Below are 16,770 nucleotides of genomic sequence, written 5' to 3' on the forward strand. Positions count from 1 at the left end.
CGCCCGGCTTCACGGGCGCTCGTCCTTACCTTGAATGGATGCGCGTTTGACCACCCCGTTAACAACAAACCGGCGGCACAGCCGTAGCGGATCGGGATGGATCGTCTCGGCAGCAATTATAGCTGTTCTGGTTCTCCTGCCTGTTTTTGCACTGGCGCTACAGGCTATTCAAGGCTCAGCCGGATTATGGTCTCATCTGCTTGTGACCACCCTACCCACAGCACTCGCCGATACGCTTATTTTGCTTTGCGGCGTGGGACTGCTCGTCGCAATCTTGGGCACAGGAGCCGCCTGGCTCGTCACTGCCTATGATTTTCCGGGCAGGCGCATCCTCGAATGGGCGCTCATCCTGCCGCTGGCAGTACCAACATATATTATCGCCTACGCCTATCTGGATATTCTTCACCCGATAGGCGTTGTGCAAGGTGCGATACGCTGGCTCTTCGGCTATTCCAGCCCGCGTGAGTTCCGCCTTCCGGATATACGCAACATGACGGGCTGCATCATCCTGCTCGGTTTCGTCCTGTACCCTTACGTATATATTCCAACACGGGCACTTTTCCTGATGCAGTCGTCCAGTTTGATCGAGGCCGCCCGTACGCTTGGTGTTTCGCGACGTCACATATTCTGGCGGGTGGCCCTGCCCCTCGCCCGTCCCGCCATAGCAGTTGGTGTCAGTCTGGCACTCATGGAAGCGTTAAATGATATCGGTGCCTCTGAATTCCTGGGCATCCGCACACTTACGGTCTCGATCTATACAACATGGATAACGCGCGCCGATTTGCCGGGCGCTTCGCAGATCGCGCTTTCGCTGCTTTTCATCGTCGTTGCACTGGTGGCAATGGAGCGTTGGGCAAGACGCGAACAACGCTACTCCATCAGCGCGCAGAGAAGCCGCATTTCCGAGCCGCTAAAAGTAACCTCGCGGCAAGGGCTGATATTTTTCTGCATCGGGTCCATTCCAGTTCTCATAGGATTTGTTTTCCCGGCCATATATCTTGCAACCGAAGCTTGGCGCCGTTTCCAATTTGCCGGGCTTTCGCCCCGATTTCTTATTGAGGCGGCCAACACTGTCGTTTTTGCTTTTACAGCGACAATAGTCACCGTGGGGCTTGGCGTCTTGCTTGCCTATGTTGCCCGTCTGCGGCCAGGACCAGCTTCCGCCTGGTTTTTCAGGCTGGCGACTATCGGTTATGCCGCACCCGGCACTGTTATTGCCATTGGTGTCCTTATTCTGCTGGCGGGGCTGGACCAGTTCATAAACAGAAATGCCATAGCCTGGTTCGGCGTTTCGACCGGTCTGCTTTTTATGGGATCAGGTGCAGCGCTGATTTATGCCTACGCTACCCGTTTCCTCGCCATATCGGCGGGCGGCATGGACGCCGGGCTGACGCGGATACCGCTTTCATTCGACCACGCTTCGCGCACGCTCGGTCAAAGTGCCAGCGGTACGTTCCGGCATGTCCATTTACCTTTGTCAAAAGCGGCGTTGACTGCGGCCGCCCTTCTCGTTTTTGTGGATTGCGTAAAAGAACTACCAGCCACATTGCTGCTACGACCGCTTAACTTTGAAACCTTTGCAACGCACCTTTACGGTGAAGCTGCACGTGGCACTTATGAAGAAGCATCCATCGCGGCGCTTGCTATTGTTGTCATAGGCATATTGCCAGTCATTCTATTGTCGAAAATCGGGCGTAGAGCCTGATCCGCTTGTTGTGGACAATTGACCCGGTCTTTGCATGTGAGATGGCTGTAAGGAGTGACCTCGCTTATGGTCGTGCAATGAAACCATCGCGCGAAATTACACGTCTCCTCGACATCATGGCCGCTTTGCGCACGCCTGTTACCGGCTGTCCATGGGATATCGAGCAGGATTTCAAGTCAATCGCCCCGTATACGCTTGAAGAAGCGTTTGAAGTCATTGATGCCATCGAACGCAATGACATTGATGATTTGCGCGAGGAGCTGGGCGACCTGTTGCTTCAGGTCGTATTTCACGCTCGAATGGCGGAGGAAATGAAGGCTTTTGATTTTGGCGATGTGGTGCAAGCCATCACGCACAAGATGATACGGCGCCATCCGCATGTTTTTGGCGACGAAAATGCCCGTGGCGCAGGCATGGCCAAGGGCATGTGGGACAAGATCAAGGCTGAAGAGAAGGCAGAACGGCGCGAGCGACGGGCGGCATTGCAGCTTGAAACTGCCGAGCCGAGTGGATTTCTTGACGATATTCCTCAGGGCTTTCCATCGCTGATGCGGGCCCTGAAATTACAGCAAAAAGCCGCCAAAGTGGGCTTCGACTGGTCGGAAGCCCTTCCCATTCTTGACAAGATTGAAGAAGAAATCGCCGAGTTGAGACATGAAATAAGCATTGGCGACCAGCAAAAGACCGAAGAGGAATATGGCGACTTGCTGTTCGCCATGGTCAATCTTGGTCGACATTTGAAACTGGAACCGGAAAGCGCATTGCGCGGGACCAACGAGAAATTCCGCACACGCTTTCATTATATTGAGCGCAAGCTGACAGAACGCCAACAATCCCTTGAAGATGCTACACTGGACGAAATGGAGGCACTCTGGAGCGAAGCAAAGACCAAGAAGTGAATTAGGCTTTGTTTTTGGTCAGCAGTTTCTCTTGTAAAACGGCATTTGAAGCCACCGTCATATCCATAGTCAGTAGAACCGAGCCATCATCCTGATCTTTGCGCTTCAGATTGCTGGAATGCTGGTAAATCCAGTCAATGAGGCCCATTTGCTCGGGCTTTAATGTAAGCTTCACATGAGCGAGCTTTCCGGCGATGCGATTTTCAATTTCAGCCAGAAGGGTGTCTACGCCCTCTCCCGTGATCGCCGAAACAGGAATTGGGTGTTCGTTGCCTGTGGCAGCGGCACTAAGCCTTTGCGCAGATTCCCTGCCCGGCTCATCCAGTAGGTCAATCTTGTTCCAGACTTCGATAATGCGCTTCGTATCGCCTCGCTCAATACCAAGATCGGCCATGATGGCATGGACATCTTCGGCCTGCGCAGCGGTATCCGGATCGGAAATATCGCGTATGTGCAAGATCAGATCTGCCTCGATAACTTCTTCAAGTGTCGCCCGGAATGCCGCAACAAGATGCGTCGGCAGGTTTGATATGAATCCCACCGTATCAGACAGGATAACCATTTCGCCATGTTCCAAGCGGATTCGCCGCAAGGTTGGATCAAGCGTGGCGAAAAGCATGTCTTCCGCGACCACGCCGGCGCCGGTCATGCGATTGAAAAGCGTGGATTTACCGGCATTGGTATAGCCTACGAGCGCAACGATGGGATGCGGAACCTTGCGGCGCTTGCTACGGTGCAAGGCGCGTGTGCGGACAACTGTTTCCAGCTCGCGCTTGATACGCAGAATTTTTTCCTGCAGTGCGCGTCTGTCAGACTCAATCTGTGTTTCACCCGGACCGCCCAGAAATCCGCCGCCGCCCCTTTGCCGCTCAAGGTGAGTCCAGCTTCGAACCAACCGGCCCTTCTGGTAGGTCAGATGCGCCAGTTCGACCTGCAACGTGCCTTCTTTTGTTTGGGCACGACGACCGAAAATCTCCAGAATAAGTCCAGTTCTATCAAGAACCTTGGCATTCCACGCTTTTTCAAGATTGCGCTGCTGTACGGGTGTCAGTGCGTGATCGACAATGACCAGTTCGGCATGCGTTTCTTCAATGATCTCAGCGATCATGTCGACTTTGCCTGAACCGAGCAGCGTTGCTGGTCGGGGCGCGGAAACCTGTACGATATCGGAATGGACAATATCCAGATCAATGGCGCGGGCGAGACCTTTGGCCTCCTCCAGACGCGCCTCATCGCTGCGTTGAAACTCGCGATAATAGGCAGGTGTTTTGTGATCTTCCTGCTTGCCACCATCTGCAAAGCGATGCGGCAACACTGGAACTATGACGAGCGCGCGAGTAGCTTCGCGGGCGGTATCGCCATCCTCGGCAATTCCGCCCTTTTTGTCTGCGTTACGCGTATTTTCTTTGGTCAAATGCGGTTAGTCACTTTCTTCAACTTCGAACATCTGCACAGGCTGACTTGGCATGATGGTCGAAATGGCATGCTTGTAAACAAGCTGCGAATGGCCGTCACGGCGCAAAAGCACGCAGAAATTGTCAAACGAAGTAACAATACCGGTCAGTTTTACACCATTTATCAGGAAGATTGTCAGAGAAATCTTCTGTTTTCTGACGGAGTTCAGAAAAAGGTCTTGAAGATTCTGCGATCGTTCAGCCATTGTTTTTATCCTTTTATGCGATCAGCAAATGTGTCTCGTGCAAAATTCTGCAGTGGAAACAGGTAACCCTGCTCCAACAGGAGGTGGAAAACAGCGTTTGTAAAGTCCCCTCACTCACGGGTTAACAGGATGGCGTTTTTTCCGCAATCTCAAAAAACGCTTCGCGTAACGAAAGTGTTATAGTACCGGGGTGCCCGTTTGCGACCACAACGCCATCGATGTCAACAACGGGCATAATTACAGTGGTTGCGGCGCTGATGAAAGCCTCTTTTGCATTTTTTGCTTCGTCTACTGAAAATCCCCGTTCTTCAATTTTCAAACCAAGCTTTTTAGCCACATCAAAGATTGTCGTTCGGGTAATGCCGCGCAAAATACCGGTTTCCGCTGACCGCGTAATAAGAACGCCGTCCTTTGTGACAATCCATGCATTGGTAGCAGCGCCTTCCTTAACGGTCCCATCCGGATCCACAAACCAGGCTTCCTGAGCCCCCTGCTCTTTGGCTTGCTGGCGGGCAAGCACGTTTGGCAGCAGTCCCACCGATTTGATATCCACCCGCTCCCATCTGTTTTCGGGAACTGTGATTACCTTGATGCCCTTTGCAGCACGTGCTGCGGATGCCGCCGGGCTGGTGCGCTTGGCAGTAATGACGAGCGAGGGCGGCGTATCCGCTGACGGGAACACATGGTCGCGGCGGGCAACGCCCCGTGTGACCTGCAAATAAACAAGACCATTGTGAACCTTGTTCCGTCGCACCACTTCCCTGATGATGAGCTGCAATGCCTTGCGCTCCATCGGCCAGGCGATCTTCAGTTCTGACAATGAACGACCAAGCCGGTCTAGGTGCCGCGTCATATCCATAATGTTATCGCGGGCAATCTCGCATACCTCGTAGACGCCATCAGCGAATTGGTAGCCGCGATCCTCAATATGCACCCCGGCATCTGAATGCTGCACATATTGTCCGTTTACATAGGCAATTCGGGACATTCTGAGGCTCCTTAAAACGTGCCGAAGACGATACGCATGGGTGTCGGCAAATCAACACGCTTGCCTGTGTCTTCCAACGCTCCCGTCTCGATATCGCGTCTGAACACTGCAATACCGCCGCCCTTCTGGTTCGACACCAGCATGAATTTTCCGGAAGGATCGATAATGAAATTGCGCGGGCCAATACCTTGCGATGGCGTCCATCCGATCAGTGAAATCTTTCCGGAATCCTCGATTGAATAAGTCACAATGCTGTGGTGGCCACGGTTTGATCCGTAAAGGAAACGACCATCGGCACTGACAGCAATCTCCGCGCATGTATTTGTTTCGGTGAAATCGTCAGGAATTGTTGGCAAAGTCTGCAATATTGTCAGGCTGGCTTTTTCAGCGTCATAATCTAAAACAGAAATAGTGCAGTTTAATTCATTGATAACGTAGGCAATTTTGCCATTGGGATGAAATGCTAAATGGCGCGGCCCGGCACCTTCAGGAAACTGGGTAAAAGGCGTTGCGGCGAGTTTCAGCTTTTCGCCGTGCTTGGGTATTTCATAAGCAAGGATCTGATCCAGCCCAAGATCACAGACAAATAATGTCCTATTATCCGGACTGGCCACCGCACAATGACCATGCTGTCTTTTCTTGGTCGGCAGAATGGCATTTGGACCTTCATGGCAAGCGGCTGCAAAGGCAGGGTCAATAGCGCCATCATTGCGAATGGAGAAGGCAACAATTGCATTGCCCGGACGCTCTCCCAACGGAGCCACGGTGTAATTGGATGCGAAAATCTTCTCACCCGTCTGATCAAAGCCCAGATGGCACGTGGTATTCCCGAGTGTGGACTGCATGTTGATGTAGGACAGCGCTCCGTTTTCCGGATCAACGTCGAACGCGGCTACGAGATTTTCATTCCACTCTGGAATTTCAACTGCTGCATAGAGACGCTTGCGCTGCTCATCTATTGCCAGATAACCAGGATTATCGATTGCCAGATACTCACTCGCAAGCGCGAGATCGCCGGTTTCGGTATCGAACTGATACACACTGATGCCCTTGCCCTGACCGGGCAAAGCATTGCGATTCAGGTTTCCGACGAAAGCAAATGTTTTGGGCATTGTCATACTCATGGATTGGAAGCTGTGAGATGGAGGATTTCTTGAATGCAGGTCTACAATGCAACTCTTTGTTTTTATTCAGCTCAACTACGCTAGAAGAACTCGAGACTGACCCGGAACATCTGCTCAACCTGCTTGACTGTCTCCGCCGTGGCAAAAAGCACCACTCTGTCTTTTGGTTTTATGCGAACGTTACCATCGGGCTTGATAACTTCACCATTGCGATAGATTGCGCCTATCCGCAAGCCAGCCGGCAAATCAAGCTCGCGCAAAGGAGCACCAACCATCGGCGAGGTTTCCAACGCTTCCGCTTCAATGATTTCCGCCTGCCCTTTCTGCACGCTATGAACAGCGCGAATTCGGCCTCGACGGACATGCTGCAACACGCGGGAAATCGTGACGCTGCGCGGGCTGATATGCGCATCGATGCCAAGTGATTTGCTGAGGTCGAGATAGTCAGGATTGTTGATCAGCACGAGATTGGACTTGCAGCCCATGCGCTTTGCCATAACACCTGCAAGCATGTTGACCTGATCGTCATTCGTCAGGCTGACCATCAGGTCGGCATCCTGTATCTCGGCTTCGTAGAGAAGTTTCTGATCCAGCGCACTGCCGTGCAGAACCAGGGACCGGCGAAGCTCGTCCGCAATCGTGTTGGCGCGTTTGAGATTTGGCTCTATCAGCTTGACCTTGGTCTTTGGCTGCTTCGCTTCGATAGTCTGCGCAACATGAAGGCCGATATTGCCGCCGCCAGCAATGACAATGCGGGTCGCCTCAGGTTCTTCATGGCCAAATAAAGCTAATGTTCGATGGATCTGCGATTTAATGGAAGCGACATAAGCGATATCGCCGCTAAACATCTGGTCTGTCGAGTGAGGTATGAACAGCTTGTCATTACGCACAATTGCCATGACTGTCGCAACCAGATCGGGGAAAAGATCGGTAAGCTGAAACAAGGGCGTGTTGATGACCGGGCAGTCCTCAAGGCATTCGATGGCCAATACCGCTACATTCTCATCGGCAAACCGAACGACATCGCTAACACCGGGAAGCGCGATGCGCCGCAACACCATCTCGCCCACTTCCAATTCCGGCGAAATGATCACGTCGATGGGCATGTGATCGCGTGAGAATAGATCCTGATAGTGCGATTGAAGATAGGCCTGCGCGCGGATACGCGCAATCTTGGTAGGCACATTGAACAACGCGTGCGCGACCTCACACGCAACTATATTTACTTCGTCATAAAGCGTCGCGGCAATAATCATATCCGCCTGATCAGCGCCTGCCGCCGCCAAAACATCCGGATGAGCGCCATGTCCAACGAAGCCGCGTACGTCCAGCGTATCGCGAATAACCTCAATGAGTTCAGCAGACGTATCGATGACGGAAATATCATTATCTTCGGCGGCAAGCCGTTCAGCTATGCCATAACCTACCTGGCCCGCCCCGCAGATAATTACTCGCATTTTGCTATACCCCGAGGGACTTCAACTTCCGGTGCAGTGCCGAACGTTCCATACCAACGAATTCCGCCGTACGCGAGATGTTTCCGCCAAATCGGTTGATTTGCGCGATCAGATATTCCTTCTCAAAACGCTCACGCGCCTCACGCAGGGGCAAAGCCATAATATGCTGGTCAGACTCTGTAGGGGCCTTGGGCAAAGTATCGCCAATTTCTGCTGGAAGCAGATCTGCGGTGATAACAGCGTCAGGATCATCGCCGCGAGCAAGGATGATCAATCGCTCAACATTGTTGCGCAACTGCCGAATATTGCCCGGCCAGGAATGCGATTGCAAAACCGCCATCGCATCGGGGCCGATCTTGCGTGGCTTGATACCAGCCTGATCAGCGATCTGTGCCATGAAAAAGTCTACCAGAGCGGGAATATCATCGCGGCGGTCCGCAAGCGGCGGAACAATAACCGGAACAACTGCAAGCCGGTGAAACAGATCCTCGCGGAAACGGCCCTCTGCGATCATCGCCTCAAGATTTTGCGCCGTCGACGAGATGATCCGCACATCAACCTTGATCCGCTTGGTACCGCCCACACGCTCAAATTGCTGATCGACGAGAACGCGCAGAATCTTGTTTTGCGTTTCACGCGGCATATCAGCGATCTCATTGAGATAAAGAATGCCACCATGTGCCTCCTCCAACGCACCAACCTTGCGTTCTCCGCCATCGGATTCCGTACCGAAAAGTTCAACCTCCATACGTTCAGGCGTGATGGTCGCAGCATTCAGATTGACGAATGGACCCTTCGACCGGCTGGACAAGGCATGAATTGCCCTGGCCGTCAGTTCCTTACCGGCGCCTGATGGACCGGTAATCATGATTCGGCTGTTGGTTGGCGCCACGCGCTCAATTGTTTGCCGCAAATGATTCATCGATAGCGAAGAGCCTAAAAGCTCGAAGCTCTCCGACGAACGCTTGCGCAGGTCGGAGACTTCGCGGCGAAGCTTGGAGGTTTCAAGCGCGCGCTCGGCAATCAGGATAAGCCTGTCAGCCTTGAATGGTTTTTCAATGAAATCATAGGCACCCCGGCGGATTGCCGAGACAGCTGTTTCGATGTTTCCGTGACCCGAAATCATGACAACGGGAATTTCCGGATGACGCAGCTTGATCTCATCAAGCAGGGCCAGACCGTCAAGACGGCTACCCTGCATCCAGATATCAAGGAATATGAGACGCGGAATTCGTTCATCTATGGCAGCCAGAGCGCTGTCGGCGTCCGATGCCACGCGCGTATCATAACCTTCGTCGCTCAGTATGCCTGCAACAAGCTCGCGGATATCGACTTCGTCGTCGACTACAAGAATGTCAGATGCCATTTGAATTCACCTGTTTTGCCGTTTTATCGGGATTTTCTGAATCTGCGGAAGCAGATTGGTTCATTGGAAAAATCATGCGGATCATTGCGCCTCGCCCCCCGTAAAAATCGTCCGGCGCATCGTGTAGTTCTATGTGTCCGGCGTGGTCCTCAACGATCTTCTTGACGATAGCAAGGCCAAGGCCAGTCCCTTTTTCGCGTGTCGTCATATAGGGTTCGAGCAGACGTTGACGATGCTCGCGCGGCAATCCTTTGCCGCTGTCGAGAACTTCAACAACGATCGAACCCTCCTGCGCGCGTGATCTGATGAGGATATGGCCGTCAACATGCCCTTCCTTGACAACCGCCTCCACCGCTTCAGCGGCGTTCTTGATAACATTGCCAAAGGCTTGCCCCAAAAGACGGCTGTCAAACTGACCAATTAACGGCACGGTACCGAAATCTCGTTCAAAACGGATATCGCTGCGGCTTACTTCCACGAGGAACGAAGCTTCACGAAGCGCTTCACGCAAATCCATCGCCTTAATCTCCGGCTTGGGCATGCGCGCAAACGACGAAAACTCGTCAACCATGCGACCAATATCGCCGACCTGCCGGATAATGGTTTCGGTGCATTGGTCGAAAACTTCCCGGTCTTCAGTGATCACCTTGCCAAAACGGCGGCGCAAGCGTTCTGCCGATAGCTGAATGGGCGTAAGCGGATTCTTGATTTCATGCGCAATGCGCCGCGCCACATCGGCCCAGGCAGATGAGCGTTGCGCTTCAACCAGATCCGTTATGTCATCGACGGTCACAACATAGGAGTGTTCTATGGATTCAGCATCTTCCACGGTAATCTGAACGTTAAATGTCCGGGCGCTGCCACGACGCGACATGGTTACCTGTTCACGATAGACGGATCGTCCGGTGGCATGCGCCACTTCAAATACCAGACCGATTTCCGGAACAAGAGCGGACAGGTTTTTACCACGCGAGGCAATCGGATCGAGTGCCAGCATGGTTTCAGCAGAGCGATTTAAAATGCCGATCGCGCCATCAGCATTGACGCTGATAACGCCAGCGGTAACGCCTGATAGCACAGCCTCTGAAAAGCGGCGCCGCTCGTCGATCTGATCTTTCGCCGAAACAAGGTCTTTGCGCTGGCTGCCCAATTGACGGACCATTGTATTGAACGTCTGGGACAATGACCCGACATCACCGTCAGAGCGGTGAACAGGAACAGAAACATTCAGATTGCCAGTCGCAACATTATCGGCTGCACCGATGAGCAAGCGTATTGGGCGAACGAGACGATCCGCTACCGCAATGCCGGTCCAAATTGCAGAGAGAAGCAGAGTAAGCGTCAATCCGAAGTACAGCATCGCAAAGAGAATCTGTGTTGTGATGCCATTGCCGTCGGCGGCGATTGCAGCGTCAGCGGTCTTTTTCTCCATCGCCCGACTGGTATTGAGAATATCCGGATCGACCGGCCGTATCGCATAGAGAAATACGCCGGGGATCTCACGCAGTTTGATGACGGCACTCAACAGATTGGTCTGATCTGGCGGAATAAGCACAGGTTTTCCGTCAGAGGCAGTTTCAAGAACTGACTTTGCAACTGTCGGTATCGGTGTTGTCGTTTGAATATCAGCGCGCACCACCGTGCTTCCGTCAGTACGGATTATCGACGCCGCAATCATGTTCCGCCCGAGTGCCTGCTGTGTCATCAGCCGGACGAAACCGCTGCGGTCCAGATCGAACAATGTGCGTTGCGTGTCCAGGTCATCGACCATTTCGAGGCTCGTGGACTGCAGATTCCGTGCGCTTTCCTGAATATAAGCTTCCGCCAGGCTGATCGACGATTTTACAATCGTCGAGGTTCGCATTTCGAACCACCGATCAAGCCCCATATCCAGGGTGATGGAGGCGACAATTGCCACGATCATTGCCGGCACGGCAGCCACGAGCGAAAAAAGCACAACGAGACGCACGTGAAGACGGGATGCCGCCTTTCCCCGATGCCTCGCCTGAACAACACGGTAAATTTCGCGGCCAATCAACAAAATGAGCGCGACGATTAAAACCGCATTGATGCTGGTCAGCAGCAAAGTTACATCGCTATCCGGATGGATCGGTGTAACCCCGGTCAGAATAAGGAATGTTACGCCTGTGGTCAGCAACGCCAGTATTACTGTTGCAATACCCAGACGTGAAAAGAACCTCTGCGTAACGCCGCCCCTAGCGCCGGATACAGAACCATTCAATGTGTTGACCGAGTTTGACAAGAGCATTGCTATGTGACCCCAACCAAGTGGCACTCATGCAACACATTGTGGCGGAAATGCAACGCTTTATCGTTTGGGTTGTGTGAAATGCACAACCATTTGCAATAGTCGACATGAAACATCAACAATTCAGCCAACTATTAAAATTTACGGCGTTTTACGCATAGCTTCTTCACAAATCACGGTTGTAATTAAGTGTATCAACTTCGCGGTGGGTGCAATGACGACCTACGACTTCTGGATGACCAAATTTGGCAATATGTCGCCTTATCGACAGGTCGTCATAATGGTCTTAATGGCGACTATCGCGGCAAATGTCCTGGCTGTGGCGTTCTTTGCCTTGGTTGATCTGGGCCAAATTAACAATGTTCTGATCGTGACAACGGCCATCGTCATAATTGTTAGTGCTCCACTTGGTTCATTTCTGGTTGGCTTGAACTATCGCCTGAAACAGACCGCATCGCTGCTTGATCTTGCATCGCGCAGAGATGATTTGACGGGACTGTCAAACAGGAATGAATTTTATCTCCAAGCGCAAAGGCAAATTACGTTGTGCGACCCAGCGAAAAGTGCAGGCGCAATCCTCTACATTGATGCCGACCATTTCAAATCAATCAATGATCGTTATGGACATGCAGTCGGTGATAGCGTTTTACAGGAAATCGGTATCTTGCTGCGCTCAGTTATTGGCGAATGGGATTTTGCCGCACGGTTCGGCGGCGAAGAATTTGCTCTTTTTCTCACCAATGCCGACATTGGCAAAGCTGATTGGCTGTCACACAAAATTCTTATGGGTATGCGGGAAATCCCCACTTACTTGCGCATTTCTGAACTGAACGTCACCGTGAGTGTCGGTATTGCCATTCACGAGCCGGGCCAGCCTTTGGAAGAAGCGCTTGTGGCAGCTGACAAGTGCCTCTACGCCGCCAAAAATCAAGGGCGAAACCGGATCGTTCACGCAAACAGCGAATACATAGAAATATATCAGCCAAAGCGCCAAACAGTGTAGGCAGATACGTCTGAATGGCGGCAATCTTTGGCGCTGGCCTTGAAAAAACAAAGCTGAGGCGTATCTGCCACTCAGCCAGCTGCGCGTGAAGTTGGCATCCATGCAGTTGCAACGACCTTCCAAGAAAGACACCCATGTCCAATTCAACCTACGCTATTTCAATACCCGCTCTGTTACGCGGGCTTTCCATTGTTTCATCGCTGATTGATAAGGCAGAAGCGTTTTCGACTGAGAAGAAAATAAGCCCAGACGTACTTATCAATGCGCGGCTTGCACCGGACATGCTGCCATTTTCCGGTCAGGTACAGCGGGTAAGCGATACCTCAAAAGGTGTTATTGGCCGCCTTACCTCTATCGAACCACCTAAAATGCCCGACGAAGAGAAGACGTTTGCAGAGTTGCAGGAGCGCGTTGCAAAAACAGTGGATTTTCTGAAAAGCGTGGATGAAAGCGCGTTTCGTGACGCTTCTTCAAAAGAAGTCACGTTGAGCTTCGGCAAATTGAAGACAACGCTGAGCGGCGATGATTACATCACCAAGTTCGTTTTGCCCAACTTCTATTTTCACGTCACAACCGCGCAGAACATTCTGCGCCATAATGGCGTTTCAGTTGGCAAGCTCGACTATCTCGGACCGATTGCCTGAGAGAAATATTCGGGTGGCCGTTTACGCGGCCGCCCTTAGCGGTCGCTTTTATTGTTCTTGTAGATATTGACACCCAATTCGCGAATTTTCTTGCGCAACGTATTGCGATTCAACCCCAAAAGCTCGGCGGCCTTGATCTGATTGCCGTGAGTGGCAGTCAGACACGACAAGATAAGCGGGTACTCAACCTCTTCCAGTACGCGCTGGTAAAGTCCCGCTGGCGGCAGGTCGTCTCCGTAGGACAGAAAGTACCGCTGCATATTCAATTCCACTGCTTGAGCAATGGTAATGTCTTCATTCGCCAAGCCATTCGATGATGGCTCTGCGGGGCGCAAATCCGCCTTCAGTTCAACTTCAATGACATCCGCATTGATTTCTTCTTGCGGATAGAGCGCTGCCAAGCGCCGAACGAGGTTTTCGAGTTCACGCACATTTCCCGCCCAGGGATAGCGGCGCATGAGATCCAAACCGGCGCCGGTAATGCGTTTTTCCGGAAGACCATCCTTGACCGCCATTTTGAAGAAATGCCGGACCAGATCAGGAATGTCCTCCCCGCGTTCACGCAGCGGCGGCAAACGCAGCGGCACCACGTTAAGGCGGTAGTACAAATCTTCGCGAAACAACCCCTGATTGATGAGGGTGCGAAGATCCTTATTGCTTGCCGCAACTATACGGACATCCGTCTTGATCGGTGTTCGTCCACCGACGGTCATGTACTCGCCCTGCTGCAGGACACGTAGCAGGCGCGTCTGGGCCTCCATTGGCATATCGCCAATCTCGTCGAGAAAAAGTGTTCCACCATCGGCTTGTTCGAAACGCCCGCTTGAGCGGTTCTGCGCTCCGGTAAAGGCTCCGCGCTCATGCCCGAACAATTCTGATTCAATCAGATCACGAGGAATTGCCGCCATATTAATTGCAACGAAGGGCCCTTTACGTCGCCGACCATATTCATGCAACGCACGAGCCACCAATTCCTTGCCCGTACCGGATTCACCGGAAATCATGACCGTCAGGTCAGTCTGCATCATACGGGCAAGCACGCGGTAAATGTCCTGCATGGCGGGAGAACGACCCACCAGCGGCATTGTATCGGGTTGCTCATCTACAGGTCGTTTGTCGAGCTTCTTTTTCGGCTCAGCCAAAGCGCGGCCAACAATGCTGACAAATTCGGTCAGATCAAACGGTTTTGGCAAATACTCATAAGCACCGGCTTCCGAGGCGCGAATAGCTGTCATGAACGTGTTTTGCGCACTCATAACGATAACCGGCAGATCCGGACGGGATTTCTTTATGCGCGGCAAAAGATCGAAGGCATTTTCGTCCGGCATGATCACATCGGTAATCACGAGATCGCCGTCACCTGCCGAGATCCAGCGCCACAACGTTGCGGCATTCGACGTTATGCGAACATCATAACCGGCACGCGAAAGCGCCTGATTGAGAACCGTTCTGATTGCCGCATCGTCATCGGCTACGAGAATGCTACCCAAACTCATTATCAGAATCCTGTCTTAGTGGGGTATGGATTGTCATCTGCGTGGTCATCGTCAAGCGGACCGTTTTGCCAAGCAGGCATCAAAATCCGGAATGTTGTCTTGCGGGGAAATGAATCGCATTCAATGACACCGCCATGGTCACCAACGATCTTCGCTACAAGTGCAAGCCCAAGGCCAGAACCGTTGGGTTTTGTCGTAACAAACGGATCAAACAAATGCGGCATGATATCGGGTGAAACGCCAGCGCCGGTGTCGGAAACGCAAAATTCAAGCGGGAGCGAAACGCGGTTGCGCATCCCCGGTACCGACAGCCTGATTCCGGGGCGAAATGCCGTGGAGAGTGTGATTTCACCGGGCTCGTTTGCGCCTATGGATTCGGCTGCATTTTTTACGAGATTGAGAAATATCTGCACAAGTTGATCGCGATTGGCGAAAACATAGGGCAGCGAGGGATCATAATCCTCATGAAACTTTATGTGGCTGGCGAAACCGTTTCTGGCGATAGCTTTGACGTGATCCAGAACCACGTGGATATTGACTGCTTCCCGTTCAATCGGTCGCTCATCCGAAAACACTTCCATGCGATCTACAAGCGATACGATACGATCAGTTTCGTCGGTTATCAGCCGCGTCAAAGCTCTGTCATCGTCATTAAGACCGGTTTCCAGCAGCTGGGCTGCACCGCGTATGCCTGAAAGAGGATTCTTGATCTCATGTGCGAGCATCGAGGCAAGGCCCGTAACCGAACGCGCAGCGCCCCTATGCGTCATCTGGCGGTCAAGCTTTTCCGCCATGGAACGTTCCTTGAACAGGATAACGATGGACCCCGGAGACTCGCTCACCGGCGTCACGTAAAGATCGACGATCCGGTCTTGGCCAAGGCGCGGTGATGAGACATCCACGCGATATTCATTTACCGGCGATGGGCTCTCGCGCACCTGTTTAACAAGAGCCAATAGAGGGCTGCCAAAGGGCAGCAGCATATCAAGTGTATTGCGGCTCAAGATTGTGGCGCTTGAACGAAAAAAAGCTTCCGCATCCGCATTGGCGTAGGAGATATAACCCGCTTCATCCAGCATTATCACGGGATGGCGCAGTGAATTGAGAACCATGCTTGCAAGCGTATTTTCAGGTACCGTCATCAAGCCACTTTCTTCAAATCTGTCTGCGGGCGGCTCAAAGCATCGTGCAAACGTTTTGCCACAAGGAGTGGATTGGTTTCCGTCATGATGGAACCGCGCGTGGCAGGGCCGATATCAACCCCGTGCAAATCGAGATACCAGCCAAGATGTTTGCGCGCATGGCGGATACCTGTCGTTGATCCATAATGAGCCAGCATTGCTTCGTAATGGGCAATCGCATAGTCAGCCACCGTCTCGGGGCCCGTCGTGCTGCTATCGCCAGCAATCCAGCCCGGCAACCACGGTTGCCCATATGATCCCCGCCCCACCATGACAGCGTCGGCTCCAGAATCTCTCAGGATCGCAATAGCATCATCACGGGTCAGAACGTCGCCATTGGCAACAAGCGGTATGGAGATAACATCACGCACCGCATGAATCGCCCGCCAATCCGCCTTGCCTTCATAAAACTGGCAGCGTGTGCGCCCATGCACCGTTATCATCTGTACACCCGCCTGCTGCGCTCTGGATGCAAGTTCCGGCGCATTGATGCTATTATCGTCCCAGCCTAGACGCATTTTCAACGTTACGGGCACTTTGACGGCATTGATGGTTGCCTCAATCAGCGTCAAAGCGTGATCAAGGTCACGCATAAGCGCAGATCCGGACAGACCTCCAGTTACTTTTTTTGCAGGACAGCCCATATTGATGTCCACGATATGGGCGCCTTCACCCTCGGCAATACGAGCGGCCTCCGACATCCATCTGGTTTCACGACCAGCAATCTGCACGACATGGGTGCCTAATCCATCGCCCTTCAGCCGCAGCAGATTTCCACGCTCCCGCGTGCAAAGCTCCGCACTCGCGACCATTTCGGACACGACCATTCCCGCGCCAGCCTGCCACGCAAGCTGGCGGAACGGCAAATCCGATACGCCGGACATCGGCGCCAGAAATACGCGATTGCGCAATTTGACGCCGCCTACGGTCAATGGTTGCTTTAAATCGGTCACCACGTCTGCCTGTTTCGTATGCAAT

The 16,770-nt window shown here is 52.7% G+C and carries 14 protein-coding genes; 4 read left to right on the forward strand and 10 right to left on the reverse strand.

All coding sequences use genetic code 11. From position 1 onward, the window contains the following. The first annotated feature begins 34 nt into the window (after positions 1-34). Complete coding sequence (locus QFZ34_RS20850) at positions 35-1,705, forward strand: ABC transporter permease (RefSeq protein WP_115053066.1); 1,671 nt, start codon at positions 35-37, stop codon at positions 1,703-1,705. A 77-nt stretch (positions 1,706-1,782) separates the two neighbouring features. Continuing rightward, positions 1,783-2,604 (forward strand): nucleoside triphosphate pyrophosphohydrolase, encoded by an 822-nt coding sequence (mazG, locus tag QFZ34_RS20855; RefSeq protein ID WP_115053065.1) that lies wholly within the window; start codon positions 1,783-1,785, stop codon positions 2,602-2,604. 1 nt (position 2,605) lies between these two features. On the opposite strand, the gene hflX is transcribed toward mazG, so the two are convergent. The 7 genes from hflX to QFZ34_RS20890 all read right to left on the reverse strand — a co-directional run bounded on the left by hflX (position 2,606) and on the right by QFZ34_RS20890 (position 11,468). After that, positions 2,606-4,018, reverse strand: a complete 1,413-nt coding sequence (gene hflX, locus QFZ34_RS20860; RefSeq protein ID WP_370878822.1) for a GTPase HflX — start codon at positions 4,016-4,018, stop codon at positions 2,606-2,608. 6 nt (positions 4,019-4,024) lie between these two features. Continuing rightward, positions 4,025-4,264: an RNA chaperone Hfq gene (gene hfq / locus QFZ34_RS20865; RefSeq protein WP_008129219.1), complete on the reverse strand. Its 240-nt coding sequence runs from the start codon at positions 4,262-4,264 to the stop codon at positions 4,025-4,027. A 121-nt stretch (positions 4,265-4,385) separates the two neighbouring features. Further along, positions 4,386-5,252 carry a D-amino-acid transaminase gene (locus tag QFZ34_RS20870; RefSeq protein ID WP_307285066.1) on the reverse strand — a complete coding sequence of 289 codons (867 nt, stop codon included), beginning with the start codon at positions 5,250-5,252 and terminating at the stop codon, positions 4,386-4,388. Positions 5,253-5,263: 11 nt separating this feature from the next. Then, positions 5,264-6,364 (reverse strand): lactonase family protein, encoded by a 1,101-nt coding sequence (locus QFZ34_RS20875; protein WP_307285069.1) that lies wholly within the window; start codon positions 6,362-6,364, stop codon positions 5,264-5,266. A gap of 92 nt (positions 6,365-6,456) precedes the next feature. Next, on the reverse strand, positions 6,457-7,833 hold the full coding sequence (gene trkA / locus QFZ34_RS20880) for a Trk system potassium transporter TrkA (protein WP_115053061.1): 1,377 nt from the start codon (positions 7,831-7,833) through the stop codon (positions 6,457-6,459). A gap of 4 nt (positions 7,834-7,837) precedes the next feature. Next, positions 7,838-9,199 (reverse strand): nitrogen assimilation response regulator NtrX, encoded by a 1,362-nt coding sequence (gene ntrX, locus QFZ34_RS20885; RefSeq protein ID WP_115053060.1) that lies wholly within the window; start codon positions 9,197-9,199, stop codon positions 7,838-7,840. Further along, positions 9,189-11,468, reverse strand: coding sequence for a sensor histidine kinase NtrY-like (locus tag QFZ34_RS20890; RefSeq protein WP_307285077.1), 2,280 nt, complete (start codon positions 11,466-11,468; stop codon positions 9,189-9,191). Before QFZ34_RS20890 ends, ntrX begins: the two co-directional genes overlap by 11 nt. Before the next feature lie 214 nt (positions 11,469-11,682). Here QFZ34_RS20890 and QFZ34_RS20895 point away from each other — a divergent pair, with 214 nt between their 5' ends. Both QFZ34_RS20895 and QFZ34_RS20900 read left to right on the forward strand, forming a co-directional pair. Beyond that, entirely contained in the window at positions 11,683-12,471 is a 789-nt protein-coding gene (locus QFZ34_RS20895) for a GGDEF domain-containing protein (RefSeq protein WP_307285080.1), read from the forward strand. 134 nt (positions 12,472-12,605) lie between these two features. Further along, complete coding sequence (locus QFZ34_RS20900) at positions 12,606-13,115, forward strand: DUF1993 domain-containing protein (RefSeq protein ID WP_115053057.1); 510 nt, start codon at positions 12,606-12,608, stop codon at positions 13,113-13,115. A gap of 35 nt (positions 13,116-13,150) precedes the next feature. Here the strand turns inward: QFZ34_RS20900 and ntrC are convergent, their stop codons facing one another. From ntrC to dusB, 3 genes are read right to left on the reverse strand one after another with little or no spacing between them, the layout of a single operon-like run. Continuing rightward, a complete protein-coding gene (gene ntrC / locus QFZ34_RS20905; RefSeq protein WP_115053056.1) occupies positions 13,151-14,611 on the reverse strand; it encodes a nitrogen regulation protein NR(I) in 1,461 nt (486 codons plus the stop codon). A 2-nt stretch (positions 14,612-14,613) separates the two neighbouring features. Next, the gene (locus tag QFZ34_RS20910) at positions 14,614-15,753 is read right to left on the reverse strand and encodes a two-component system sensor histidine kinase NtrB (RefSeq protein WP_115053055.1); all 1,140 of its coding nucleotides are present in this window, start codon (positions 15,751-15,753) and stop codon (positions 14,614-14,616) included. Beyond that, complete coding sequence (gene dusB, locus QFZ34_RS20915; RefSeq protein ID WP_307285086.1) at positions 15,753-16,745, reverse strand: tRNA dihydrouridine synthase DusB; 993 nt, start codon at positions 16,743-16,745, stop codon at positions 15,753-15,755. Before dusB ends, QFZ34_RS20910 begins: the two co-directional genes overlap by 1 nt. Between the last annotated feature and the right edge of the window lie 25 nt (positions 16,746-16,770).

It is taken from the genome of Phyllobacterium ifriqiyense (genome assembly GCF_030817885.1).
Taxonomy (GTDB): Bacteria; Pseudomonadota; Alphaproteobacteria; order Rhizobiales; family Rhizobiaceae; genus Phyllobacterium; species Phyllobacterium ifriqiyense.

What these genes read in the sequence shown, in the direction of transcription:
- QFZ34_RS20850 (WP_115053066.1), top strand. Translation starts at nt 35, where the DNA reads ATGGATGCGCGTTTGACCACCCCGTTAACAACAAACCGGCGGCACAGC.
- mazG (WP_115053065.1), top strand. Translation starts at nt 1,783, where the DNA reads ATGAAACCATCGCGCGAAATTACACGTCTCCTCGACATCATGGCCGCT.
- hfq (WP_008129219.1), bottom strand. Translation starts at nt 4,264, where the DNA reads ATGGCTGAACGATCGCAGAATCTTCAAGACCTTTTTCTGAACTCCGTC.
- QFZ34_RS20870 (WP_307285066.1), bottom strand. Translation starts at nt 5,252, where the DNA reads ATGTCCCGAATTGCCTATGTAAACGGACAATATGTGCAGCATTCAGAT.
- QFZ34_RS20875 (WP_307285069.1), bottom strand. Translation starts at nt 6,364, where the DNA reads ATGCCCAAAACATTTGCTTTCGTCGGAAACCTGAATCGCAATGCTTTG.
- trkA (WP_115053061.1), bottom strand. Translation starts at nt 7,833, where the DNA reads ATGCGAGTAATTATCTGCGGGGCGGGCCAGGTAGGTTATGGCATAGCT.
- ntrX (WP_115053060.1), bottom strand. Translation starts at nt 9,199, where the DNA reads ATGGCATCTGACATTCTTGTAGTCGACGACGAAGTCGATATCCGCGAG.
- QFZ34_RS20890 (WP_307285077.1), bottom strand. Translation starts at nt 11,468, where the DNA reads ATGCTCTTGTCAAACTCGGTCAACACATTGAATGGTTCTGTATCCGGC.
- QFZ34_RS20895 (WP_307285080.1), top strand. Translation starts at nt 11,683, where the DNA reads ATGACGACCTACGACTTCTGGATGACCAAATTTGGCAATATGTCGCCT.
- QFZ34_RS20900 (WP_115053057.1), top strand. Translation starts at nt 12,606, where the DNA reads ATGTCCAATTCAACCTACGCTATTTCAATACCCGCTCTGTTACGCGGG.
- ntrC (WP_115053056.1), bottom strand. Translation starts at nt 14,611, where the DNA reads ATGAGTTTGGGTAGCATTCTCGTAGCCGATGACGATGCGGCAATCAGA.
- QFZ34_RS20910 (WP_115053055.1), bottom strand. Translation starts at nt 15,753, where the DNA reads ATGACGGTACCTGAAAATACGCTTGCAAGCATGGTTCTCAATTCACTG.